The following is a 22,563-nucleotide window of genomic DNA, read 5'->3' on the forward strand; positions in this document are numbered from 1 at the left end:
CGCCGCAACCACCACCGGTGCCGCCGCAGGCGCGCAGGGTGCCGGGCGCCGAGCTGCTGTCGGCGGCGCAGGCGGCGGTCGGCGCGGCACAGTCGGCGGCGGGGCAGGCCATCGACGCGGCGCAGCAGACGGCGGGATACGCCTTCGACGCGGCGGTGCGGCTGCCACCGGCCTCGGCGCAACTCGCCGCGCAGCTGCCGGATCTGGTGGAGAACCTGTCGATCGCGGTCGACCGGCTCAACAGCACCATCGACCGCCTCGACCGCACGCTCGCCCTCGCCGACCCGGTGTTCGCCACCTACGACCGGTTGCTGCCCCGCCTCGAGGCGATGATCTCGCTGGGTGAGGACCTGTTCGGCGCCCTCGCGAAACTGCCGGGCGTGGGCTTGATCGGCCGGTTCACCGGGCGCGGCGGCGAGGAACCACCACCGGAACCGGAGAAGCGCCGACGTCGCTAGAGAGCGCGGAAGGTCGCCGCGGCCTTGAGGACCATCTCGGCGTACTCGTCCTCGGCGTCGGAATCGAGCACGATCGCCCCGCCTGCGCCGATGGTCCACTCGTCGTCGTGGCGCACGGCGGTGCGGATGACGATATTGAGGTCGGCGGTCCCGCCGAGCCCGAGGAAGCCGATGGTGCCCGAATAGATCCCGCGCGCCCGGGTTTCCAGCTCGTCGAGGATTTCCATGGTGCGCAGTTTCGGCGCCCCGGTCATCGACCCTCCAGGGAAACAGGCGCGCACGCAGTCGACCACACCCGCCCCCGGACGCAGGGTGCCGCGGACTGTCGACACCAATTGGTGCAGGGTGGAATAGGTTTCGGTGACCATGAGCGCGGGGACGTGCACCGAACCGACCTCGCACACGCGCCCGAGATCGTTGCGCAACAGGTCGACGATCATCAGGTTCTCGGCGCGCGTCTTCGGATCGGCGGCCAGCGCGTCACGCAACCGCGCATCCTCGGCGGGTGTCCGGCCACGCGGTGCGGTGCCCTTGATCGGCTTGCTCTCCACCACCCGGTCCCGGTCGACCTTGAGGAACCGTTCCGGCGACGAGCACGCCACCTCGAGACCGTCGAACCGCAGATAGGCGGCGTAAGGCGCGGGATTGCAGCGGCGCAGGCGGCGGTAGAAGGCCAGGCCGTCGTCCTCGCCCGCCGCGACCGCGACCGCATCGGTCAGGCAGATCTCGTAGGACTCACCCGCGTGTAAGCGCTCCTGGCATACCGCGATATCGGCAAGGTAGCGGTCGCGGCCACGCACGAGATGCGCCTCGACGGCGTCGGGATCGGCGCGCACGCGCAGGTCGACGGGGTTCTTCCAGGTCGGCAGGTCGGCGAGGGCGGATTCGGTGGCACCGAGCCAATCCGCACCCGCCGCGTCGCTACCCGGATCGACGAGAGCGAGCAGATGGGTGCGGCCCGCCACATGGTCGACCACGACCAGCCGGTCGGCGAAAATCCACTGCGCGTCCGGGGTGGGGGAGCGGTGCACGGCCCGCGCTCCGCAGTCGGCCTTCACCTCGTAGCCGAGATAACCGACATAACCGCCCGCGAAATCGAAAGGCAGCAACGGTGTTTCGCAGTGCCTGGCACGCAGTTCGCGGTCCAGGTAGTCGAGTACGGTGCCCGCGACGGTCCGGGTGCCCGCGCCATCCGTCACCGTGACGGCGCCGTCGCCGACCCGGTACCCGACGATCTCGGCGTGCGGTCCCGCCGCGTCGCCGAGGAAGGAGAATCGGTCCAGACCCGGTTCGACGTGTTCGCTGTCGAGCCAGAACGCGGTCGCCGAGTCGCCGTAGCAACGCAGGAAGATCGCCTCGGTATCGATCGCCCGTTCGATCACCTTGTGCCGCAGCACGAACCGTCTCGTCGGCGGATCCGACGGTACCTCGGGGCCACGCACGACGACCGGCGCGGCCACCGGGGTCCGCGCCTTGGTGAGATCGGCGAAATTGCGCAACAGCGCCGCCCCGAACTCGCTCGACACCGACTCCGGATGGAACTGCACACCCCACTGCGGCCGCTCACGGTGCCGCACACCCATTACCACACCGTCGCCCGTCGTCGCCGTCACCTCGAGCACGTCGGGCAGCGGTCGCAGCGCCGCCAGCGAGTGGTAGCGCACCACCGTGAAGTCCTGCGGCAACCCCGCGAACAGGTCCCGGTCGTCGTGGGCGACCCGATCGAGATACCCGTGCCGTGCCTCGGGTGCGCGACCGACCTGTCCACCCGCCCCGATCACGATGCCCTGATGTCCGAGGCACACCCCGAGTAGCGGAAGCTCGGCCTGCTCGAGCACCGCCGTCGAAATACCCATGTCCCTGGCCCGATCGGGACGCCCCGGTCCCGGCGAGATCACGACATTGTCGAATCGGTCGAGGCCCAGTTCGCCCACGCTGCCCACCTCGTCGTTGCGCACGACGACGGGCTCGCTCCCGTTGACCTCACTGATGAGCTGGTAGAGGTTGTAGGTGAACGAGTCGTAGTTATCGATCAACAGCGTGCGCATCGTGGCCAAAACCCTACGCCGGACGCGGTTCGGGGCAGAATGTGCGCCATGGCTGTTTCGCAACCGGATCTCGTGGCGCTCGGACGTTGGATGGACGAGCAGGGCTTACCCGGCGACACGATCGGGGAGGTCAGCCCGATCGGCGGCGGCACCCAGAACATCATGATCCGCTTCACCCGGGGCGGCCGCGAATACGTCCTGCGTCGCGGACCCGAACACCTGCGGGCCAAGAGCAACGAGGTGATCGCCCGCGAATCCCGCCTGCTCACCGCGCTGGACGGCACCGAGATCCGCGCCCCGCGGGTGATCGCCGCCTGCACCGACCCCTCGGTTCTCGGCGCGGTCTTCTACCTGATGGAACCCATCCGCGGCTTCAATCCGCAGACCGAGCTGCCCGACCTGCATGCGAACGACCCGGAGATCCGCAGGCGGATGGGGCTGTCGGCGATCGAGGCCATCGCGCGCCTCGGCACGGTCGACTACCTGGCGCTCGGCCTGGCCGACTACGGCCGCCCCGAGGGCTTCCTCGAACGTCAGGTGCCGCGCTGGCTGCGCGAACTCGACACCTACGCCGCCAACGAGGGCTACCCGGGCCCGCAGATCCCCGACGTGGAGCGCGTCGGTGACTGGCTCGACCGCAACCGTCCCGCCGACCCGTCGCCGGGCATCATGCACGGCGACTGCCACCTGGCCAACATGATGTTCGACTACGACGGCCACGAGGTGGCGGCCATGGTCGACTGGGAGATGTCGACCATCGGCGACCCGCTGCTCGACCTCGGCTGGCAGCTGGCGACCCGCCCCGAACCCGGCACCGTCGGCGCCGGGCTGATGGGCACCCTCGGCACCGTCGGCGGCCTGCCGACACCCGAGGAGATGATCCGGCACTACGCCGAATTCTCCGACCGCGACCTGCGCGCCGTCACCTGGTACGAGGTGCTGGCCTGCTTCAAACTCGGCATCGTGCTCGAAGGCACCCACGCCAGGGCTTTCGCGGGCAAAGCACCCAAGCAGGTGGGCGACTTCCTGCACGCGGTGACCCTCGAACTGTTCGAGAAGGCGCGCAAGCTCATCGATTGATGCCCGGATCTCGACGATCATTGGCTGAATATCAATGGACGTCAAGATTGCGACGCCATAGCCTTGGCGGCATGATCGTGCCTGATACCAAGGACTGGACCTGGGTCCTCGAAAAGCCCTGCGCCGAATGCGGATACGACGCCGCATCGATCGCGTTCGAGCAGGTGCCCGACCGGGCGCGCGCCGCTGCCGCCCACATCGCCTCGGCGCTGGACCGCGACGACGCGCGCGTGCGGCCCGACGCGCAGACCTGGTCGGTCCTCGAATACGCCGCCCACGTGCGCGATGTCTGCCGGATCTTCGACACCCGGCTCGCGCTGATGCTGGGCGGTGACGGTGCGACGGCGCCGCGGTTCGCGAACTGGGATCAGGACGCCACCGCCGTCGCCGACCGCTACAACGAGCAGGACCCGGCGGCGGTCGCGCAAGAGCTGTCCGCCGCTGCCGAACAGGTGGCCGCCGCCTTCGCCGCCGCGCCCTCGGATCGGCTCGACTGGCGAGGTGCCCGCAGCGACGGATCGCTGTTCACCGTGGCCTCGCTGGGCCGATACTTCCTGCACGACCTCGAGCACCACGTCCACGACGTGCGCGGATAGAGAAATCTTCACCAGATTTCTAGAACGTGTTCCAGAATCGGCCGAAAGTTCGTAGGGTGGGAGCAGTCACAACGAGGCACTGCTTGGCGAGAGGTCGATCGTAATGAAGACGAAGGGCGCGATCCTGTGGGGCGTCGACCAGGAATGGTCGGTCGAGGAGATCGAGGTCGGCGACCCCGTGTCGGGGGAGGTGCAGATCCGCATGGAAACGGCGGGCATGTGCCACTCCGATCACCACATCGTCACCGGTGCCACGCCGATGCCCGGCTACCCGGTGATGGGTGGCCACGAGGGCGCGGGTGTGATCACCAAGCTCGGGCCGAACTGCCCGAGCGATCTGGCGGTGGGCGACCACGTCATCCTTTCGTTCATCCCGGCCTGCGGACGCTGTCCGTCGTGTGTGTCCGGGAATATGGCGCTGTGTGACCTGGGTGCGGGATTGCTGATGGGACAGGCGATTTCGGACGGCACGTACCGCATCCAGGCGCGCGGCGAGAACGTCATCCCGATGTGTTTGCTCGGCACCTTCGCCCCCTACATGACGGTGCACCACACCTCGGTGGTCAAGATCGACCCGACCATCCCGTTCGAGGTGGCCTGCCTGGTCGGGTGCGGCGTGCCGACCGGCTTCGGCTCGTCCACCCATGTAGCGCAGGTGCAGCCCGGCGAGACCGTGGTGATCGCGGGCATCGGCGGTGTCGGGATGAGCGCGCTGCAGGGTGCGGTGCTCAGCGGTGCGTCGAAGGTCGTCGCCATCGACCCGAATCCGTGGAAGCGCGAGCAGGCGCAGAAGTTCGGCGCCACGCACACCTACGAGAGCATGGCCGCCGCGATCATGCCGCTGATGGATGCCACCGAGGGCCGGATGGCCGAGAAGGTCATCCTCACCATGGGTGAGATGCACGGCGACTACATCGAGGAGGGTCTGATCCTCACCGGCAAGGCGGGCACGCTCGTCGTCACCTCCATGGGCCGCATGGACGCGGGCGAGGTGAAGATGAACAGCTTCCTGCTCTCGATGCTGCAGAAGACGGTGAAGGGCTGCATCTTCGGCGGCGGCAACGCCCGCCAGGACGCGCCGCGGCTGCTGTCGCTGTACAAGGCCGGTCAGCTCAATCTCGACGACATGGTCACCCGCAGCTACTCCCTCGAGGAGATCAACCAGGGCTACCGGGACATGCTCGACGGCAAGAACATTCGCGGCATCATCCGCTACACCGAAGCCGACTGGTAACCGACGATTCCCAGTACCTCGCCGGGTGTGCCCCCGGCGAGGATCCTGCCGTCGCGCAACTGCAGGCAATGATCGGCGCGTGCCGCCTCGGCCGGGTCGTGGGTTGCCTGCACCACGGTGACCCCACCGGCCGCGATCTCGGTGAGCGCACCCGAGATCTCGGCGCGCGCGGCGTCGTCCAGTCCGGTCGCCGGCTCGTCGAGCAGGACCAGATCGGATTCTTGCGCCAACGCCTGGGCCAGAAGTGTGCGCTGGCGCTGACCGCCCGAGAGCGTGTCGAGGCGCCGTGTCGCCAGGGCGGTGAGGTCCATCCGCTCCAGGCAGGCCCGCACGATCTCGCGGTCGGCCTTTGTGAGTCGCCGCCACAATCCCCGATGCGCCCAGCGCCCCATCGCCACCGCCTCGCGCACCGTCATCGGTAGCGCCGCGGGAATCGCGGTGTGCTGCACCACGAATGCCGGTCGCCGGGATGTATCGCGGTGCACCGCGCCCGACCGGAGGGGCACCGTTCCCGCCAAGACGCCGAGCAGCGTCGACTTCCCCGAACCGTTGGGTCCGACGATGGCGGTCACCTGTCCGCGCGGGACCGACGCCGTCACCTCTGACAGCACGGGCGTGCGGCCGTAACCCGCGGTGACGTCCTCGATGCGGATCGCCGGGTCTGCTGTGTGTTGCATCTCACCTCGTTTGAAACGATAATCGTTTTCAGTATATCGTCCGTTGCCATGGAGTGGCTGATCGCCCCGTTCGAGGTGGCATTCGTGCAGCGGGCGCTGTGGGGCGGGCTGCTGGTGTCCTGCGTGTGCGCCCTCGCCGGAACGTGGGTGGTGGTGCGCGGCATGGCTTTTCTCGGTGACGCGATGGCGCACGGCATGCTGCCCGGTGTGGCGGTGGCGGCGCTGCTCGGCGGCAATCTGATCGTGGGCGCCGCGATCAGTTGCACCGCAATGGCTTTCGGTGTGTCGGTGCTGTCGCGGAGCAAGCGGTTCGCGGCCGATACCGCGATCGGGTTGCTGTTCGTCGGGATGCTCGCGGCCGGTGTGATCATCGTGTCGCGGTCGCAGTCCTTCGCCGTCGACCTCACCGGATTCCTGTTCGGTGACGTGCTCGCGGTGCGCACCGTCGACCTGTGGTATCTCGTTGCCGCCGTCGGGCTCGCGCTGGTCGTGGCAGTGCTCGGGCACCGGGCTTTCGTCGCGCTGACCTTCGATTCGCGCAAGGCGCACACGCTCGGGTTGCACCCGAAGGCGGCGCACGTCGCGCTCGTCGGTCTGGTGACCTTGGCCATCGTCGCCTCCTTCCATGTGGTCGGCACGCTGCTGGTGTTCGGGCTGCTCATCGCGCCGCCCGCCGCCGCCGTGTACTGGTCGGACCGGATCCCGGTGGTGATGGCGCTCGCCGCCCTGATCGGCGGGTTCTCCACCGCTGCCGGGCTTGTCGTCTCGTGGCACGCGGGTACGGCGGCCGGGGCGACGATCGCCGCCGTCGCGGTCGGGTCGTTCTTCGTGTCGGCGGTCGTCTCGGTGCTGCGGGAGCGGTTCGGGAAGGTAGGTGTCGCCGCGTTGGCCGCGGTGTCGGTGGCCGGGTGTGCCGCGACCGAACCGGTGATCGTCGGGGAGCCGCCGCACGGGTATGTCGCCGGGGCAGAGGAGATGAGCGAGGCGCAGACCCGGCTGGTCGTGAGTGATCCGGCCACCGGTGACATCCGGGTGATCGATCTGCTGACCGAGCAGGTCACCACGCTCGCCGGACGCGAGAATACCGCTGCGCCAGAGGGCTCGGCCCTGGTCGGCGACGGTCGGTTCGGATTCCTGAGCGCCGGTGGATCGGTGCGGGTGGTCGACAGCGGAGGATGGACCGTCGACCACGCCGATCACCGCCACTACTACAGCGCCCCGGTGCGTGAAGTCGGCAGCATCGCGGCATCCGGCGGAGTTGTTGCCGCACACGGTGATCCAGCGGTGTCCGCGGTGGTGCTCGAATCCGGCGCCACGCTGGTGTTCGATCGGGTCGCGCTCGGTGACGGGCAGATTCGCGATCCGGACCGGATCGACGGCATCGCGCTGCCGTACGGCGAGAAGCTGATCGTCGCCGACGGCACGGGACGAGTGGAGGTGCGCGGGCGTGACGGGTCGGCCGGTGAGTCGCTGGATGCGGCGTGCCCGCAGCCGCGCGGTCAGGCCGTGACCCGGCGTGGAGCTGTGTTCGGTTGTGCGGACGGCGCTGTGGTCGTCGCCCAGCGTGACGGCGCGTTCGTCGCGGAGAAGATCACCTACCCCGAGCCTGCCGATCGAGCGACCGCGTTCACCCATCGGCCCGGCAGCACGACGCTGACCGCGCTCGCCGGACGCACCGGGGTATGGACTCTCGACGTCCGCAAGAAGACGTGGAAGCACACCCCGATCGCCGACGCGGTCGCGGTGAACACGGCCGGTGAGGGGTCCGCGGTGCTCGTCCTCACCCGTGACGGTGTGCTGCACGGCCTCGACCCCGAAACCGGTTCGGAGACCGCACGTGTCGCACTGACCGGTCCGGTCGAGGGTGGACCGGTGATTCAGGTCGACCCGAACCGTGCCTACATCAACGACCTCAGCGGCCGAGCCGTGCTCGAGGTCGCCTACAACGACAACCTCCGAATCGCGCGCACGTTCCCCTCGGATATCGCGCCCGGACTGATGGTGGAGACGGGCCTGTGAGTCACGAAGCACGAATCGGCAACCGCACCGACGGTTTCCGGGGCGCTCCTCGCGGCGTGGGTCTGGCGCTCGTCGTGATCGCGCTCCTCGCGTCGATCACCGCGTGCGGCACCGGCGGCGACCGCAGCGGAATCATGGTGACCACCAACATCCTCGGTGATCTGACCAAGGCCGTCGTCGGCGACACCGCCGAGGTGACGGTGCTGATGCAAGCGGGGACCGATCCGCATTCGTTCGGCATCTCCGCACGTCAAGCCGCCGATATCGAGCGATCCGCGCTGGTGGTGCACAACGGCCTCGGGCTCGAGGAAGGCGTGGCCCGGCACGTGCAGGCCGCCGCCTCGGCAGGTGTGCCGACGCTGGCGGTGGCCGAGCGGACCGACCCGATCACCTACACCTCGGACGAATCCGCCGGTCAGCCCGACCCGCATTTCTGGACCGACCCGGCGCGGGTACGCAAAGCCGTCGAGGCGATCAGCGCCGAAGTCATCACGCGGGTCGACGGCATCGACGCCGAGACCGTGCGCGCCAACACCGCCCGCTACGTGAGCGAACTCGACCAACTGGACCGGTGGATGACCGACCGGTTCGCGGCGATCCCGCCCGAACGCAGGCAGTTGGTCACCGACCACCACGTCTTCGGTTATCTCGCACAGCGATTCGGGTTCACCGTGATCGGCGCCGTCATCCCCAGCGGCACCACCCTCGCGTCCCCGAGCGCCTCGGATCTCGACGACCTCGCCACCGCCATCCGCACCGCCGGGGTGCACACGATCTTCGCCGATTCGGCCGCGCCCGACCGCCTTTCGCGTGTCCTGGCCGAGCATGCGGGCCTGCAGGTGCAGGTCGCCGCCCTGCACACCGAATCGCTCACCGAACCAGGCGGCGGCGCCGCGACCTATCTCGAGATGGCGCGCGCCAACACCGAGGCCATCGCCCGCGGTTTATCCGGGCCGACAACGTAATTCAACAAGAGATGGAGCACGACATGCACAGTCGGTCACGGGCCACCACGATGGTGGCCATGTCCGGGGCGCTCGCCTCGGTGGTAGCGCTCAGCGGTTGCGGTAGCGACGACGTCGAAACCCACGACCACGCCCCGGGCGCCGAACCGATCGCCCTCACCTACGACGGCGGCATCTACGTCCTCGACGGCCTGACGCTCGCCCAGGAAGGCGAGGTGAAGCTCGAGGGCTTCAACCGGCTCAACCCCGCGGGCGACGACGACCACCTGATGGTGACCGTCAAGGACAGCTTCCGGGTGTTCGACGCCCACAAGGCGGAATTCACCGGCACCGAGTACGCCGCGAGCAAGCCCGGCCACGTCGTGCGACACGCGGGCAAGACCGTGCTGTTCGCCGACGGAACCGGTGAGGTGACCGTCGTCGACACCGACAAGATCGACAGCGGCAAGCCCACCGAGGTGTACAAGGCGGCCGCCGCCCACCACGGTGTCGCCGTCGAACTGAGCAACGGGAACCTGCTGGTCACCCTCGGGACCGAGGATGCGCGGGTGGGCCTGGTCGCCCTCGACTCCGACCGCAAGGAGATCGCCCGCAACGAGGACTGCCCCGGTGTTCACGGTGAGGCCACCGCCCAGAACGAGGCCGTGGTGGTCGGCTGCCAGACCGGTGCCGTGGTCTACCGCGACGGCAAGATCACCAAGGTGACCAGCCCGGCCCCCTACGGCCGCATCGGCAACATGTCGGGCAGCGAAGCCTCCCCGATCGTGCTCGGTGACTACAAGCAGGACAAGGAGGCCGAACTCGAACGGCCGACCAAGATCTCGCTGGTGAACACCGCCGACGGCAGCCTGCGCCTGGTCGACATCGGCACCAGCTACTCCTTCCGTTCGCTGGGCCGCGGCCCGCAGGGTGAGGCGCTCGTGCTCGGTACCGACGGCAAGCTCCACGTCATCGACCCGGTCGCGGGCGCGGTCACCCGCACGATCCCGGTGACCGGTGCCTGGCAGGAACCGCTCGAATGGCAGGACGCGCGCCCGACGCTCTACGTTCGTGACGGCATCGCCTACGTCACCGAACCGGCGACCAAGCAGGTCCACCGCGTCGACCTCGCCGAGGGCAAGATCACCCAGTCGGTGACCCTCCCCGCCGCGCCCAACGAGATCAACGGGGTCTCCGCCCACTAGCGGATGCTCGCGATCAAGATCACCACGCTCTCGTGGCGTTCGGCTCTCGACCGATGCCGCCACCAGAGCGTGGCGATCGTCTGTCCAGGTTCAGCGTGTGGCGCAGTCGAGGACGGCGGTGCGGAGGTTGCGGCTGCGGACGTCGTCGAGGATGGCCATGCCGAGACGGTTCATGGTGTAGCCGAAGCCGAGACCTGTTGTGGGATCGGCGAATCCGAAGGAGCCACCGAGGCCGGTTGTGCCGTAGGCGCGTTTGTCGGAGCCGAAGCGGAAACATCCGCGCGATTTGCGGAAACCCAGGTGGTAGCGGCTCTTGGTGTGCAGAACCAGATCGGCGGCGGGGACGGAGTCGACGGTCGGGGCGGCGAGTAGGTCGAGGACGGCGTCGCTGAGGGGGAGCGCGCCGGTGCGTCCGGCCGCCGCGCCGTAGACGCGGGCCAGCGCGCGGGCGTTGCCGACGCCGTTCATGCCGGGCCATTCGATGCCGAGGAATTCGCGACGAGTGGCGCGGGCGGGCGCGCCGGGGCGCGGATTGGTCAGCGCCGCATAGGAATGCCCACGTTTGGCGTACACCTCGGCGCCGATACGCAGCGGGATGTCGGCGAGTTCGTAGCGCAGGATGTCGAGGCCCTTGGTCGCCGACAGCTGGGCGACGCGGCCCAGGGACTCGTCTTCGGGCAGTCCGATGAACAGGTCGGCGCCCACCGGTGCCGCGATCTCCTCGGCGAAGAAGCGACCGAGACTGCGCCCCGTCGGATCCACGCGGCGCAGCAATTCGCTCTGGTAGAGGCCGAGAGTCAACGCGTGATAGCCGTGCCGGGTGCCCGGTTCCCACCTCGGTTTCTGAGCGGCGAGCAGGTCGGCCAGGCTCTCGCGGTCACCGAGTTCGCTCAGCTTCACGATCCGGTCCAGGCCCGACAGGCCGGCCTGGTGATCGATCAGCTGGCGCACGGTGATCCGGTCCTTGCCGTGCGCGGCGAACTCCGGCCAGTACTTCGAGACCGGGGCGTCGTAGTCGAGGAGTCCGCGCGAGACGGCGGTGGCGATGGTGAACGCCGACATGCCCTTCGAGGACGAGAACACCGGGACTATCGTGTCGCGCTCCCAGGGAACCGCACGCGCGCGGTCGCGATGGCCCGCCCACAGGTCGACCAGCGGTTCGCCGCCCGCGTAGACCGCGACGGCGGCGCCGATCTCGCCGTGGGAGGTGAAATTGCGGCGGAAAGCATCGGCGACAGGGCCGAAGCCGGCCGCCACGTCGCCGTGAACTGATGGTGCGGGACTCATGGTGTCGTCGATCGTAGCTACGCTGCCGGATATGCGTTCGTTGGAGCAGGTTCAGCAGTGGCCGGTGGCGCACGCCACGGCCGCCGTGGTCACCGTCGACGGGGTCGACACCACCGGTGAACTCGACCGGGTGTTCCGGTTGGCTTCGGTCACCAAGCCCCTCGTCGCCTACGCGGCTCTGGTCGCCGTCGAGGAGGGCGCGATCGAACTGGATCAGCCCGCGGGCCCGCCCGGATCGACCGTGCGGCATCTGCTGGCCCACACCTCCGGTGTGGCCTTCGCCACACCGGAGGTGATCGCGAAACCGGGTGCCCGACGCATCTACTCGAGTGCCGGATTCGAACTACTCGCCGATTTCCTCACCGAAAGCACGGGCATCCACTTTCCGGACTATCTGCACGAGGCGGTATTCGAACCACTCGGCATGCGCGACGCGGTTCTGGAAGGGTCGGCGGGGCATGCCGGACGCGCTAGCCTCCGTGACCTGACGCTATTCGCCACCGAGTTGCTGACACCCGAATTGATATCTCGGCAAACACTCGACGAGGCCACCTCCGTGCAATTCCCCGACCGCGACGGAGTACTGCCCGGATACGGCTCCCAGCGGCCCAACGACTGGGGTCTCGGCTTCGAAATCCGCGACGGGAAAACCCCGCACTGGACCGGTCATTCCAATTCGCCGCGCACCTACGGGCACTTCGGTCAGTCCGGGACGTTCCTGTGGGTCGACCCCGAAATAGGGGTAGCTACGATCGGTTTGAGCGACGAGAATTTCGGCGACTGGGCAAGAACCGCGTGGCCGAAATTTAGTGATTCCGTGATCGCAGAGACACATAACACGCAGTGAGGTAACACCCGCAACATCGCTCGCTTCGCCTACACTCGCACCACACCAGTCCGACGGACCGTTGGGGAAGACGCTCCTTGTCGAGGCTGGAGGTGTTGGTAGTGCGCGCATCGAGTCAGTTCGCTGACGCGACGGCAGGTGTGGTCTACATCCACTCCTCGCCCGCCGCGTTGTGCCCGCACATCGAATGGGCACTGTCTACCGCGCTGTCCACGCCGGCGAAACTGCGCTGGACCGCGCAGCCCGCCGACGGACAGCTGCGCGCCAGCGGCGACTGGATCGGCCCCGTCGGAACGGCCGCCCGGATAGCCCAATCGTTGCGTGCCTGGCCGGTCCTGCGGTTCGAAGTCACCGAGGACCCCAGCGAAGGCGTGGACGGCGAACGCTACAGTTTCGTTCCCGCCCTCGGCCTCTGGCACGGCTCCACCGGCGCCAACGGCGACGTGATGCTCGGCGAGATGCGATTACGCGCCCTCCTCCAAGCCGCCACGGAACTGAGCACCTTCGACCTCGGCGCCGAAATCGACCGCGCCCTCGGCACCGCCTGGGACGAAGACCTCGAAGCCTTCCGTCAGGGCACCGACTGCACGGGCGCCGAAGTCACCTGGCTGCGCCGCCACGTCGGCTGAGCGCCATTCCTTCCCGTATTCCGGCCTCTGTGCCGAGACCGCCGCACACCTTGTCCCACAGCGTCTTCGATCAGAACTCGCCGGGGCGGTAGACGCGGCAGCGTGCGCCGGGACCGTGGGTGAGGCCGGGATAGTTGCTCACTCGGTGCCATGCGGCTGTGTCCGGGGTGTTCTCGATGAAGGCCTGATGCGCTGCCGGGGCGGTCCAGTCGGAGCAGTTGAGGACCGAATCGCCGTGCGTCGAGAGGCGCTGGGCGAGGAGGCCTTCGGCGGGGTGGGACCGGAGTGCTTCGGCGAGGAGATCGGTCCAGGCCGCGGCATCACGGTCGGTCGGGAAGGTGAAGGTGGTGACGACCGTGCAGTCGGAGGCGCCGTCGGGGTCGAAGATCAGGCTGTGGCGGGGGCGGAACACGGTGGTGGCGGTGGGTGGGATCGTCCAGAGTTCCTGGGTGAGTACGGCGGTGCCGCGCAGGTCGAGGAGAACGATGACGGCGGCCAGCCCGGGTGGGAGGTCGCGTTCGGCGAGCCGTGCCGCCATGAATTGCTGGTGTTCGGGGTCGTCGACCTGGTGGCGGGCGAGGACGATACCGGCGAGATCGGGGTGGTTCATCGTTGCTCCATATCGGTGCGGTCGTCGCGCAGGAAGCAGGCGACGACGAAGGCGAGGGCAGCGCACAGACCCGCTGCCAGGAAGACATCGGTGACGCCCGCGGTGACCGGGGCGCGCAGGGCGTCGCGGACCGGTTCGGGCAGGGTCGTGAGATCGGGGTGCTCGAGGTCGGGCAGCCCGGTCAGGTGTCGTGCGTAGAGTGCGCCGAGCAGGGAAATGCCGAGGGAATTACCGAGATTGCGGGCCAGCATGGCGGTGGCGCCGGCCGCGCCGATGTCGTCGAGGCCGACACTGTTCTGCGCGATGACAACGGTGAGCTGCATGAAACACCCCATGCCTCCACCCGTCGCCAGCATTCCGGCGACCACCGGCAACCATCCACTGTCGACATCCAGTGACGCAAGCACGGCCATGCCGAGGGTCATCGCCGCCGCGCCGACGACCGGATACACCCGGAACCGCCCGCTTCTCGATACCGCCGCTCCGACCAGGGGAGCCACGACCAGCATCCCGCCGAGCAACGGCAGCATGAGCAGCCCGGATCCGGTGGCTGAACGACCCTGCGCGATCTGCTGATAGAGCGGTAGGAACGTCACCGCGCCGAACATCACCAGGCCGCTGAGGAATCCGAGCACCACGGCGATCGTGAAGTTTCGGTGGCCGAACAGCGTCGGCGGAACCACAGGATCGCTCGCCCGCCGCTCCCAGCGCAGAAAGAACACCGCACAGGCAGTCGTGACCAGCAACAGCAGCAGCACCGGAAGCGAGGCCCACGCCCACGTGCGGCCGCCTGCCGAGGCGAGCACGGTGATACCGACGATGCACACGCCGAGCGCCGCCATCCCGACCACGTCCACGCGCACGGAATCCCGGGTGCTCGGCGGCAACCGCAGCTGCGTGACCAGCAGGATCAAGGCCACCGCGCCGAGCGGCAGGTTCAGGTAGAACGCCCACCGCCAGCCGATGCTGTCGGCGCACCACCCGCCGATCAGCGGCCCGCTCACGATGGCGAGCGGCATGATGATCGCCATCAGCCCCTGCACCTTCGCCCGCTGTCGCGGCGGGAACAGCACGCCGACGATCGCTATCCCGCCGACGAGCAACCCACCCGCGCCCAGCCCCTGAAGCGCGCGAAACCCGATGAGCTGCGGCATGTTCCGGGCCGCCCCGCACAACGCGGACCCGATCAGGAAGATCGTGAACGCGGCGATGAAGACGTTCTTGCGGTCGTAGAGGTCGCCGAGTTTGCCCCAGATCGGTGTGGTCACCGCCGTGGTGAGCGCGAACGAGGTGACGACCAGCGACAGATCCGCGAGCCCACCCAGTTCACCCGCGATGGCGGGCAGCGCGGTGCCGACGATGGTGAAGTCGAGATTGGCGACGAGGAAGGCGATGACCAGCCCGCTCATCGCGGCGAATATCCGGGTGGGAGGACCTTTTTCCATGGTGGTGGCGGGTTCGATCGACATGCCCAACTCCTGTGTACGTCGTAGACTGTGTGTACAACGTAGACCTGAGATTGCGGTGTACACAAGGCTGTTAGGGTGGGCCGGACAGCGACCCCGAAGGAGTGAGCCTTGGCGAAAGCGGATGGGACCATCTGGGAGCGACTCGGTCGGTCGCCCACCGAGCAACGCGCTCCGCTGAGCCATGACCGCCTCGCGGCCGCCGCCGTCGAAATGGCCGACCTGCACGGTCTCGACGCCCTGTCCATGCGCAAGCTCGCCGAGCACCTAGGCGTCACCGCGATGGCGCCCTACCGCTACATCTCCGGCAAGGACGACCTCTTCGAACTGATGGTTGACACCGTCCACGCCGACATCACCCTGCCCGCAACGGCGGGCAACTGGCGAGAAACGTTGGGGGCCTATGCCGAACAGGTCCGCGAGATCACCTTGCGTCACCCCTGGCTCGTGCAGATCTTCGCGCGCCTGCCCGGCGTACTCACCCCGCGCATGGCCGACATCGCCGAGCAGGTCCTCGCCTCCATGGACACAGTCGATGCCGATGTCGACGCGAAAATGGCGATGCTCGCGGGTGTCACCGCTTTCACCCACGGCGCGGCCGCCGCAGAGGTCGCCCAACGCCAGTCGATGGCGCGCCGCGGCTGGACCAGTGACGACGACGTCCGCAGCGCCTACCACCCCTACATGGCCGAACTCACCGCCACCGGCCGCCACCCCCACCTGGTCGACTACCTCGTCGGCGGGTCCAACCAGGACACCGCCGAGTGGCAGTTCCGTTTCGGGCTGGACTGCTTGCTCGACGGCATCGCCACGAAACTGCCCCGCTGAGATGTCGCCGGCGGGTCAGGGTCATTGCGCCTCGACCCGTATCGCGTGTCGATGCGGTGGGTCGGGCACCTCCTCGCCGGCCGCGTCGGGTAGTCGCAGGCGTGGCCAATCCGCCAGGTCGGCGAGCATCTGACGGTCGTGAGTGGCGATCACGACGGTTATGGGGGTGGTCGTGAGGGCGGTGGTCAGGTCGTCTACCAGGGCCGTCGAAAGGTGGTTCGTCGGTTCGTCGCAGAGCAGGACCGTGGGGTCGGCGGCCAATTCGATGGCCAGGTGGAGGCGGCGTTGCTGGCCCTGTGAGAGTCGACCGAGGGGCGTGCGGTGTGCTCGTTTCTCCAGCAGGCCGAAGCTGGTCAGGGAGCGGGCGCCGTCCGGGGCGTGCCGGGCGTAGACGTCGCCCGCTGTCGCGGTGGGGTCCCATTCGGGTACTTCCTGTCCGAGTAGCGCGATGCGCGTCGTGCTGTGGGGATGGACAGCACCCGTGGCTGGGGCAAGCGTTCCGGCCAGGGCCGCGAGGAGGGTGGATTTGCCCGCGCCGTTGGGGCCGGTGATCAGGAGGCGGTCGCCTGCGTTGAGAGTCAGGTCGATCGGTGCGTTCAGGCGGCCGGGGACGGTGATGCCTTCGCACCGCAGTGCCGGTGTTCCTCGGCGGAGCGGGAGTTCTGGAAAGCGCAGGCGCAGTGGGGGTTCCGGCACCGTGATGGTGTGGGCTTCGAGGTCTGACTGACGGCGTTTCAGTATCTGGACCAGGCCGGGGGCTCGTGATTGACGCTGATGCTTGCCGTGGCCCTTGTCCGGACGCCACCCGGTGCTGAGCCGGTCCCGGGCACCGTCCACCGCCTCCCGCAGTCGTGCGCGCTCGGCGAGTTGTGCTTCGTAGTCGTGTTCCCAGCGGTCTCGGGCACGGCGTCTGCCCTCCTGCCAACCGGCATAACCACCGGCGAAAAGCTGAGGGCGGCCGTCGGGGCTCGGGTCGAGATCGAGGAACTCCTCGGCGACCGCGCGCAACAGTGCGCGGTCGTGGCTGACGACAACCAGGCCGCCGGGGTGGGCACGCAGGCGGTCGGTGAGGAAGTCGAGGCCCGCGCGGTCGAGGTGGTTCGTCGGTTCGTCCAGGAGCAGGATGTCGTTGGTCGCGCCGAGCAGGCAGGCCAGGCGGACCCGATAGCGTTGTCCCACCGACAATGTCGACAGCGGGCGGGATCGGTCGGTGCAGGCGTTCAAGGCGGCCAGGGCGATGTCGACGCGCCGTTCGGCATCCCAGGCGTCGAGTCTGGTCGCGGTATCCAGGGCCGCGGCGTAGGCGTCGTCGGCGCCCGGTGCGTCCTCGGTGAGCAGCAGGGTGGCGGCGTCCAGATCGCGCAGGGCACGTTGGGCCGGTTCGACGGTTTCGGCGACCAGATCGCCGACCGTCTCGCCCGCGCGAACGGTGATGTTCTGCTCGGCGACGCCGACGGTGCCGACCCGGCTGACCGAACCGCTGTCAGGGTTCAGCAGACCGGCGAGAACATGCAGCAAGGTGGTCTTGCCACGCCCGTTCTCGCCGACGATCGCCAAGCGCGAACGTGCGGAGACGGTGACGGAGACATCGGCCAGCACCGGACGTGAACCGAGCGTGACGTGGATGGATGCTGCCCGGATATGGGCATGCGCACCAGCGGGCAGAGAAGGAGAAGTAGGCACAGAGAACTCCGCGGCTCGAGAAAGGAGCCGGGCAGCGCAAGGACACCGCCCGGCGGATGACCCGGGACGGCGGCGTCAGAAGAGGGATGGAATGCCGGTCGCCGCCGTCAGCGGAGCGACCAGGGCTTCATCATCGCGGTGCCTGTATACACGTCAGCGACGATACCCATCCGTGCCCGCGCTGCCAACGAGATTTCCGGCACGGCCAGACCCCAGTTGTGGTGGCACCGGTTTCCTTGTGCCGAAAACTGTTGTGCGGCACCATCAAACGTGTGATGAACAGACGAATTTCCGCAGCTTTCGTACTGGCCGCCTCGGCCACCGTGGCCTTCGGGTCCATTGCACCCGCCGGTGCGGCGACGCCGTTCGTCGCCCCGGAGGTGACCTTCACCGGCACCGCCGCGGGCACCGTCACCGCCACCCTGCACAACCCGAACGACCGGGGGCAGTGCTGGGCCGAGGCCGGGATCGGACCCGAGAACAACCACGCGTTCTTCGGTAACGGTTCGCCGGAGTCGCTGGCCGATGCAGGCGAAACGGTCACCACCTCGCTCGAGGGGCTCGAGCCCGGTTCCACGATCACCGCGCGCGGTGGGTGCGTCAACGGTGCCGAGTTCGCGTTCTCCGAACTCGTCACCGTGAACGTGCCTAGCTCGATGCCTTCGACCGGCAGCTTCTAACAGGGCCGCCTTCCGGATCCGCCGTTCATGAGGTGCGGCGGGCCGGAAGGGGGACGCGATCGAGGTCTTGGGCGAGGACGGCGGCGGGAAAGTCGGCCTGCTCCAGGAACGTTCGATCGTCGGCGGCGGTGTAGCGCTCCGAGAAGTGGGTGAGCACAAGTGTTCTCACCCCACACGCACGAGCGACCTCGCCGGCCTGACGTGCGGTGAGATGCCCGCGTTCGTGCGCCTGCTCGGTTTCGGAATCCAGGAAGGTGGATTCGATGATGAGCATGTCCACATCGGCCGCCAGCTCGAAGACGTTGTCGCACAGGCGGGTATCCATCACGAAGGCGACCTTCTGGCCCGGTCTCGGCGCCGAACACTCCTCGAGCAATGGGCCCGACAGCTTGCGCACGGCGGCACCGGAGATCCCGTGTTCGCGCAATTTCTCGGGCAGGAATGTGCGACCGTCCGGTTCGGCCAGACGGTATCCGTAGGTGGGAATGCTGTGCGACAGCGGCAGGGTGGTCAGGCTGAAACCATTGCCCTGCAACGTTTCTCCCGCACCGCTCACCGGGTGTTCGACGAGGCTGGGCGAGCCGTAGTAGCTCGTCGCGAACCTCAGCCGCTCCCAGTACTCGATGCCCTCGGCCGGGAACACGGCGTGCACATCGTGCGGAACGCCGTCGCGCCCCAGCCGCTGCACGATCCCCGGCACGCCGAGCGAATGATCCCCATGGAAATGGGTCACACACAACCAGTGCAATTCGGTGGCCGAAGCCCCCGCATGCGCCATCTGCCGCTGCGTCCCCTCACCCGGGTCGAACAGCACACCCCGCCCATCCCACCGCAACAGATACCCGTTGTGATTGCGGCGACGAGTCGGCACCGCCCCCGCCGTCCCGAGGACGATCAACTCCCGTGTCGACATCGCCCCATCCTCGCCGCTCCCGCCACCACTGTCACGTCGATTCGTGGGCAGTGCGGGCGGTTGACGGCCAAATCGCTGGTGATGGTCGCAGGGGTCGGACGCGGGTGGTGTGATGGTGCCGGACGCACACTCGGTGGAGGTCGGGATGGAACTGTTCGATTACGACGCTGAGTTGCGGTTGCACAATGTGCATCTGCGGGCGGCGGTGGGGGTGGGGGTGCGGGATCGGGTGCTCGATATCGGGTGTGGCGCCGGCGGTACGACGCGGGAGGCGGCGCGGGACGCTGTGGAGGGGGCGGTGCTCGGGGTCGACGTGTCGGAGGTGATGGTCGAACAGGCTCGGCGGACCAGTGTGGAGGAGGGGCTTGGCAATGTCGGGTTCGAGGTCGCCGATGCTCAGGGTCATCCCTTCGCCGCCGGCGCGTTCGATCTGTGTATCAGCCGGTTCGGGGTGATGTTCTTCGTCGATCCCGTTGCGGCGTTCCGCAATATCGGGCGGGCATTGCGGCCGGGTGGGCGGTTGGTGGTGATGGTGTGGCAAGGGAGTGAGCACAACGAGTGGGTGACGGTGTTCCGCAGCGATCTCGTCGCATCGATGGCGAAGCCAGGGCCGGGCCCGTTCTCGCTGGCTGACCCCGGGGTCGCCGAATCCGTCCTGACCGCAGCGGGTTTCGTCGACATCGCCTTCGCTGACGTGCACGAACCGGTGTATCTGGGCGCCGACAGCGACGCCGCCTACAGCAACCTGCGCCTGCTCGACGGACTCCGGACCTCTCTCGACAACCTCGAACCCGCCGAGGGGGAGCGAGCCCGCGCGCGGCTGCGGGAGGTGCTCGTCGCGCACGAAACCGACCAGGGCGTGTTGTTCGATTCGCGAGCGTGGATCGTCACCGCGAAACGGCCGTGAATCCTTTTTCGCGTCTCGCACCTCTTATAGGTGTCCGCGCACCGTGCGGGGACGAAACGGAGGTTGTTGTGATTGTCGGAACCGGAATCGTCGTCGGCCTGGTGTTGATGTGCACGTGCGTGTACGCCCTGCGCCGCAAACGGGCCGGGCGTGACTGACTCGCGCTGGCCTGCCGCGGAACTGATCGTCTCCGCCCGCGACGGGGACGTGGATTCGATCGTCGCGCTGGTGTCGGGCTCCTACCCGAACATCCAGCGCTTCGCCCGAACTCTCTGTGCCACACCGGAAGACGCGGAGGACGCCGCCCAGGAAGCCCTCATCATCCTGTATCGCAAGATCGGGATGTTGCGGGCCTCGGGTGCGCTGGCGTCGTGGATGTTCCGGATCGTGCGCAACGAGTGCCTGCGGCGGGCGCGGATCAGGCCGCAGCACCCACCGGCGGAAGTCACTGTGACGGCCTCCGCCGAGGACGAAGTGTTGCGTCGCCTGGAAGCGGCGAGAGTGGCGGCAGCCGTCGCCACCCTGCCCGACGACCAGCGCCAGGTCCTGATCATGCGCGATATCCAGGGCCTCAGCGGACGCATCGTCGCGGACGCGCTAGGCCTCAGCACCACTGCGATGAAATCGCGCCTGCATCGTGCCCGCGCGTCGGTGCGCCAAGCGCTCCAGTCTGATCCACCTCCCGGAGGGAAGAATGTCTGACCAACCCGACTTCGCCAGCGCGTCACTGCCTCGCCATTTGACGCGTGGGGTCGTAGGCTTCGGCGCGCTGATCGGCTCGATCGCCCTGCTGCCCCTCATCGGTGCGATCAGTCTGCTGTTGCTACCCGTCGGCCTCGTCGCGCTGCGTGGATGCCCGATGTGCTGGGCCATCGGCCTCGCCCAAACCCTCTCCCGGGGGCGACTCCGCCGCTCCTGTGACAACGGGCAGTGCACGCTCACGGTCGCGAAGACGACCGTGTAGTACCCGCCGACCATGCGAAGGGCCGCGCCGAGATCAGACGAGCATCTCGGCGAGCCGGTCGGTGACCCGTACGACCCAGTCCGGTTCACCGTGCTGTCGACCCCACAGCGCGGCTCTCACCGCTCGCACCTGCGCCCACCGGCGTGCCTGTTCACGATCGATCCGGGCTGCCTCGCAATACATGTCGAGTCCGCGACGGAGGCCACGTGCCGGGTCGGCGCTGAACAGCAGGGGAGCGAAACGGTAGCTGCGGATGACGGTGATCGTGTCGTAGGCTCGGTCACCGACGTAGCCCTTGGGGTCGATCGCCAGCCAGGGCTCGCGGTCGCCGCGCAGGACATTGGCGTCGTGGAGATCGCCGTGGACGAGCGTTTCGGGTTGGTTCGGGCCGAGCTCTCGCAGAGTGGCGAGGGCGGCACCCATGACGCGACCAGGCAGCGGATTGCCCACTTCTGCTGCGGTAGCCGCCATTTCGTCCGGCCATTCGGCGACCAAGCGGCTCAGGCGCGGCAGAGCCGGCGGGGCGTCGACGGCCAGCCGCCACGACAATTCACCCAGTGCGGTCACGGCTTCGTCGAAGTCGGTTACCTCCGACAGCGCTCCGCCCGGGGCGCGCTCCAGCAACATCGCATAGTGCGCGGTGTCGCGTTCGAACAGCCGCACCGCGCCCGCGCCGTTCCACGTGTCGAAGGCGTCGGCCTCGAAGTCGTTGCCGGGGTGCGGAAAGGACACCTTGATGACCGCGGGCGGGTGGTGTGCGCGGTCGACGGGCAGCACGACCCCGACATTGCCGTGCATCAGTGGTCCGTCCGGTCTGCAGGACCAGCGTTGCAGCAGATCATCGAGCAGTTGGGGGAGTGCGGCGATCCAGGCACGGCCCGGTTCACCTTCGCGTCCGATCGTCTCGTGCGCGAAAGCCTCGGGGATTTCGATCATCTCGGTGCCTCCACGGGTTCACCGTAGGCCGGTACGGTCGGATGTGGGGCATGGCTACGCCCTTGTCGCTGATTGCGCTGCCGTGGGGGTTCCAGATGGGCCAGGTCGATGACGTCCGAGCGAGGACCTCGGATGTCGCCGATCCCGAGGCGCGGCGAGCAATGTGGGCTGCGGGCGCGGCCGGGTGTGCGCTCGGAGCGGTGCTGCTGGCCTGTTCGTCGCGGGTGATCGTGTCCGGTCTCGACTCGCCGTATCTGTTGACGATCTGCGTGGTGGGTGCCGTTCCCGGGCTGGCGGGCCTCGGTCTGCTGTTCGCCTCCCAGCAGGTTCTGCGTGGGAAGACCGCAGGAATCGGCAGGGTGGCTGTGATGCTGTTCGCTGTCGGCGTCCTTGTGACGCTCGGCTGCGTGGCGGCAATCAGTTATGGGCCTTGGATCGCGAGAATCGTCATGGCCGGGCTGGCGGGCGCGACGATCGCGACAGCCCTCCTCCTCCGTGCCGCCCACCGTGCCCTGCCGACCGGTCGATAGCGGATTCAGCCTGGTCGGACGC

General features: G+C 68.2%; 23 protein-coding genes. 15 read left to right on the top strand and 8 right to left on the bottom strand.

All coding sequences use genetic code 11. The features are described 5' to 3' along the window. Positions 1–17 precede the first annotated feature (17 nt). On the top strand, positions 18–458 hold the full coding sequence (locus tag NI2_RS34365; protein WP_084457409.1) for a hypothetical protein: 441 nt from the start codon (positions 18–20) through the stop codon (positions 456–458). On the opposite strand, the gene pabB is transcribed toward NI2_RS34365, so the two are convergent. Next, positions 455–2,506, bottom strand: a complete 2,052-nt coding sequence (gene pabB / locus NI2_RS06015) for an aminodeoxychorismate synthase component I (RefSeq protein WP_084476001.1) — start codon at positions 2,504–2,506, stop codon at positions 455–457. The two genes, NI2_RS34365 and pabB, sit on opposite strands and share 4 nt — an antisense overlap. Positions 2,507–2,545: 39 nt before the next feature. On the opposite strand from pabB, the gene NI2_RS06020 reads away from it, so the two are divergent. From NI2_RS06020 to NI2_RS06030, 3 genes are all read left to right on the top strand, one after another. Further along, positions 2,546–3,586, top strand: coding sequence for a phosphotransferase family protein (locus NI2_RS06020; protein WP_067487187.1), 1,041 nt, complete (start codon positions 2,546–2,548; stop codon positions 3,584–3,586). Positions 3,587–3,657: 71 nt separating this feature from the next. Further along, complete coding sequence (locus tag NI2_RS06025) at positions 3,658–4,182, top strand: DinB family protein (RefSeq protein ID WP_067487189.1); 525 nt, start codon at positions 3,658–3,660, stop codon at positions 4,180–4,182. Positions 4,183–4,285: 103 nt separating this feature from the next. Continuing rightward, positions 4,286–5,416: an NDMA-dependent alcohol dehydrogenase gene (locus tag NI2_RS06030; RefSeq protein ID WP_067487192.1), complete on the top strand. Its 1,131-nt coding sequence runs from the start codon at positions 4,286–4,288 to the stop codon at positions 5,414–5,416. Here NI2_RS06030 and aztA read toward each other — a convergent pair. Continuing rightward, positions 5,395–6,093 (bottom strand): zinc ABC transporter ATP-binding protein AztA, encoded by a 699-nt coding sequence (gene aztA, locus NI2_RS06035; RefSeq protein WP_067487195.1) that lies wholly within the window; start codon positions 6,091–6,093, stop codon positions 5,395–5,397. The two genes, NI2_RS06030 and aztA, sit on opposite strands and share 22 nt — an antisense overlap. Positions 6,094–6,141: 48 nt before the next feature. Here aztA and aztB point away from each other — a divergent pair, with 48 nt between their 5' ends. The 3 genes from aztB to aztD are packed head-to-tail and all read left to right on the top strand — an operon-like array spanning position 6,142 to position 10,261. Next, complete coding sequence (gene aztB, locus NI2_RS06040) at positions 6,142–8,112, top strand: zinc ABC transporter permease AztB (protein WP_067487200.1); 1,971 nt, start codon at positions 6,142–6,144, stop codon at positions 8,110–8,112. Then, positions 8,109–9,077 carry a zinc ABC transporter substrate-binding protein AztC gene (gene aztC, locus NI2_RS06045; RefSeq protein ID WP_243749923.1) on the top strand — a complete coding sequence of 323 codons (969 nt, stop codon included), beginning with the start codon at positions 8,109–8,111 and terminating at the stop codon, positions 9,075–9,077. The genes aztB and aztC overlap by 4 nt, the downstream gene beginning before the upstream one ends. Positions 9,078–9,100: 23 nt before the next feature. After that, positions 9,101–10,261: a zinc metallochaperone AztD gene (aztD, locus tag NI2_RS06050; protein WP_067487418.1), complete on the top strand. Its 1,161-nt coding sequence runs from the start codon at positions 9,101–9,103 to the stop codon at positions 10,259–10,261. A 90-nt stretch (positions 10,262–10,351) separates the two neighbouring features. Here the strand turns inward: aztD and NI2_RS06055 are convergent, their stop codons facing one another. Next, on the bottom strand, positions 10,352–11,548 hold the full coding sequence (locus tag NI2_RS06055) for a serine hydrolase domain-containing protein (protein WP_067487202.1): 1,197 nt from the start codon (positions 11,546–11,548) through the stop codon (positions 10,352–10,354). 31 nt (positions 11,549–11,579) lie between these two features. Here NI2_RS06055 and NI2_RS06060 point away from each other — a divergent pair, with 31 nt between their 5' ends. After that, complete coding sequence (locus NI2_RS06060; RefSeq protein WP_067487205.1) at positions 11,580–12,395, top strand: serine hydrolase domain-containing protein; 816 nt, start codon at positions 11,580–11,582, stop codon at positions 12,393–12,395. A 101-nt stretch (positions 12,396–12,496) separates the two neighbouring features. Beyond that, positions 12,497–13,024 (top strand): DUF3145 domain-containing protein, encoded by a 528-nt coding sequence (locus tag NI2_RS06065; protein ID WP_067487208.1) that lies wholly within the window; start codon positions 12,497–12,499, stop codon positions 13,022–13,024. 70 nt (positions 13,025–13,094) lie between these two features. Here NI2_RS06065 and NI2_RS06070 read toward each other — a convergent pair whose 3' ends face one another. Continuing rightward, entirely contained in the window at positions 13,095–13,634 is a 540-nt protein-coding gene (locus NI2_RS06070) for a hypothetical protein (protein ID WP_067487212.1), read from the bottom strand. Continuing rightward, the gene (locus NI2_RS06075) at positions 13,631–15,103 is read right to left on the bottom strand and encodes an MFS transporter (protein WP_067487216.1); all 1,473 of its coding nucleotides are present in this window, start codon (positions 15,101–15,103) and stop codon (positions 13,631–13,633) included. The genes NI2_RS06070 and NI2_RS06075 overlap by 4 nt, the downstream gene beginning before the upstream one ends. A gap of 108 nt (positions 15,104–15,211) precedes the next feature. Between NI2_RS06075 and NI2_RS06080 the strand changes: the two genes are divergently transcribed. Continuing rightward, on the top strand, positions 15,212–15,928 hold the full coding sequence (locus NI2_RS06080; protein WP_067487219.1) for a TetR/AcrR family transcriptional regulator: 717 nt from the start codon (positions 15,212–15,214) through the stop codon (positions 15,926–15,928). A 21-nt stretch (positions 15,929–15,949) separates the two neighbouring features. Here NI2_RS06080 and NI2_RS06085 read toward each other — a convergent pair whose 3' ends face one another. After that, positions 15,950–17,611, bottom strand: coding sequence for an ATP-binding cassette domain-containing protein (locus NI2_RS06085; protein ID WP_084476005.1), 1,662 nt, complete (start codon positions 17,609–17,611; stop codon positions 15,950–15,952). Positions 17,612–17,886: 275 nt separating this feature from the next. On the opposite strand from NI2_RS06085, the gene NI2_RS06090 reads away from it, so the two are divergent. Continuing rightward, the gene (locus tag NI2_RS06090; protein ID WP_133734045.1) at positions 17,887–18,291 is read left to right on the top strand and encodes a hypothetical protein; all 405 of its coding nucleotides are present in this window, start codon (positions 17,887–17,889) and stop codon (positions 18,289–18,291) included. A gap of 25 nt (positions 18,292–18,316) precedes the next feature. Here the strand turns inward: NI2_RS06090 and NI2_RS06095 are convergent, their stop codons facing one another. Then, entirely contained in the window at positions 18,317–19,204 is an 888-nt protein-coding gene (locus NI2_RS06095) for a ribonuclease Z (protein ID WP_067487228.1), read from the bottom strand. Between the two features lie 145 nt (positions 19,205–19,349). Here NI2_RS06095 and NI2_RS06100 point away from each other — a divergent pair, with 145 nt between their 5' ends. The 3 genes from NI2_RS06100 to NI2_RS06110 all read left to right on the top strand — a co-directional run bounded on the left by NI2_RS06100 (position 19,350) and on the right by NI2_RS06110 (position 21,075). Continuing rightward, a complete protein-coding gene (locus NI2_RS06100) occupies positions 19,350–20,111 on the top strand; it encodes a class I SAM-dependent methyltransferase (protein ID WP_067487421.1) in 762 nt (253 codons plus the stop codon). 150 nt (positions 20,112–20,261) lie between these two features. Further along, on the top strand, positions 20,262–20,813 hold the full coding sequence (locus tag NI2_RS06105; RefSeq protein WP_067487231.1) for an RNA polymerase sigma factor: 552 nt from the start codon (positions 20,262–20,264) through the stop codon (positions 20,811–20,813). Beyond that, the gene (locus NI2_RS06110) at positions 20,806–21,075 is read left to right on the top strand and encodes a hypothetical protein (RefSeq protein ID WP_067487234.1); all 270 of its coding nucleotides are present in this window, start codon (positions 20,806–20,808) and stop codon (positions 21,073–21,075) included. Before NI2_RS06105 ends, NI2_RS06110 begins: the two co-directional genes overlap by 8 nt. Positions 21,076–21,108: 33 nt before the next feature. Here NI2_RS06110 and NI2_RS06115 read toward each other — a convergent pair whose 3' ends face one another. Next, positions 21,109–22,011, bottom strand: coding sequence for an aminoglycoside phosphotransferase family protein (locus NI2_RS06115; RefSeq protein ID WP_067487237.1), 903 nt, complete (start codon positions 22,009–22,011; stop codon positions 21,109–21,111). A gap of 50 nt (positions 22,012–22,061) precedes the next feature. Between NI2_RS06115 and NI2_RS06120 the strand changes: the two genes are divergently transcribed. Then, the gene (locus NI2_RS06120; protein WP_133734047.1) at positions 22,062–22,541 is read left to right on the top strand and encodes a hypothetical protein; all 480 of its coding nucleotides are present in this window, start codon (positions 22,062–22,064) and stop codon (positions 22,539–22,541) included. Positions 22,542–22,563: the final 22 nt, after the last annotated feature.

Origin of the sequence: Nocardia ignorata NBRC 108230 (assembly GCF_001612905.1) — a bacterium.
GTDB classification, from domain to species: Bacteria; Actinomycetota; Actinomycetes; order Mycobacteriales; family Mycobacteriaceae; genus Nocardia; species Nocardia ignorata.

Excerpts from the sequence above, each read along its gene's own strand:
- aztA (WP_067487195.1), bottom strand. The coding sequence starts at position 6,093 with ATGCAACACACAGCAGACCCGGCGATCCGCATCGAGGACGTCACCGCG.
- NI2_RS06120 (WP_133734047.1), top strand. The coding sequence starts at position 22,062 with ATGGCTACGCCCTTGTCGCTGATTGCGCTGCCGTGGGGGTTCCAGATG.
- NI2_RS06070 (WP_067487212.1), bottom strand. The coding sequence starts at position 13,634 with ATGAACCACCCCGATCTCGCCGGTATCGTCCTCGCCCGCCACCAGGTC.
- aztB (WP_067487200.1), top strand. The coding sequence starts at position 6,142 with ATGGAGTGGCTGATCGCCCCGTTCGAGGTGGCATTCGTGCAGCGGGCG.
- NI2_RS06115 (WP_067487237.1), bottom strand. The coding sequence starts at position 22,011 with ATGATCGAAATCCCCGAGGCTTTCGCGCACGAGACGATCGGACGCGAA.
- NI2_RS06075 (WP_067487216.1), bottom strand. The coding sequence starts at position 15,103 with ATGTCGATCGAACCCGCCACCACCATGGAAAAAGGTCCTCCCACCCGG.
- NI2_RS06060 (WP_067487205.1), top strand. The coding sequence starts at position 11,580 with ATGCGTTCGTTGGAGCAGGTTCAGCAGTGGCCGGTGGCGCACGCCACG.
- NI2_RS06020 (WP_067487187.1), top strand. The coding sequence starts at position 2,546 with ATGTGCGCCATGGCTGTTTCGCAACCGGATCTCGTGGCGCTCGGACGT.
- NI2_RS06055 (WP_067487202.1), bottom strand. The coding sequence starts at position 11,548 with ATGAGTCCCGCACCATCAGTTCACGGCGACGTGGCGGCCGGCTTCGGC.
- NI2_RS06110 (WP_067487234.1), top strand. The coding sequence starts at position 20,806 with ATGTCTGACCAACCCGACTTCGCCAGCGCGTCACTGCCTCGCCATTTG.
- NI2_RS06100 (WP_067487421.1), top strand. The coding sequence starts at position 19,350 with ATGGAACTGTTCGATTACGACGCTGAGTTGCGGTTGCACAATGTGCAT.
- NI2_RS06090 (WP_133734045.1), top strand. The coding sequence starts at position 17,887 with ATGAACAGACGAATTTCCGCAGCTTTCGTACTGGCCGCCTCGGCCACC.
- NI2_RS06030 (WP_067487192.1), top strand. The coding sequence starts at position 4,286 with ATGAAGACGAAGGGCGCGATCCTGTGGGGCGTCGACCAGGAATGGTCG.
- NI2_RS06095 (WP_067487228.1), bottom strand. The coding sequence starts at position 19,204 with ATGTCGACACGGGAGTTGATCGTCCTCGGGACGGCGGGGGCGGTGCCG.
- aztD (WP_067487418.1), top strand. The coding sequence starts at position 9,101 with ATGCACAGTCGGTCACGGGCCACCACGATGGTGGCCATGTCCGGGGCG.
- pabB (WP_084476001.1), bottom strand. The coding sequence starts at position 2,506 with ATGCGCACGCTGTTGATCGATAACTACGACTCGTTCACCTACAACCTC.
- NI2_RS06025 (WP_067487189.1), top strand. The coding sequence starts at position 3,658 with ATGATCGTGCCTGATACCAAGGACTGGACCTGGGTCCTCGAAAAGCCC.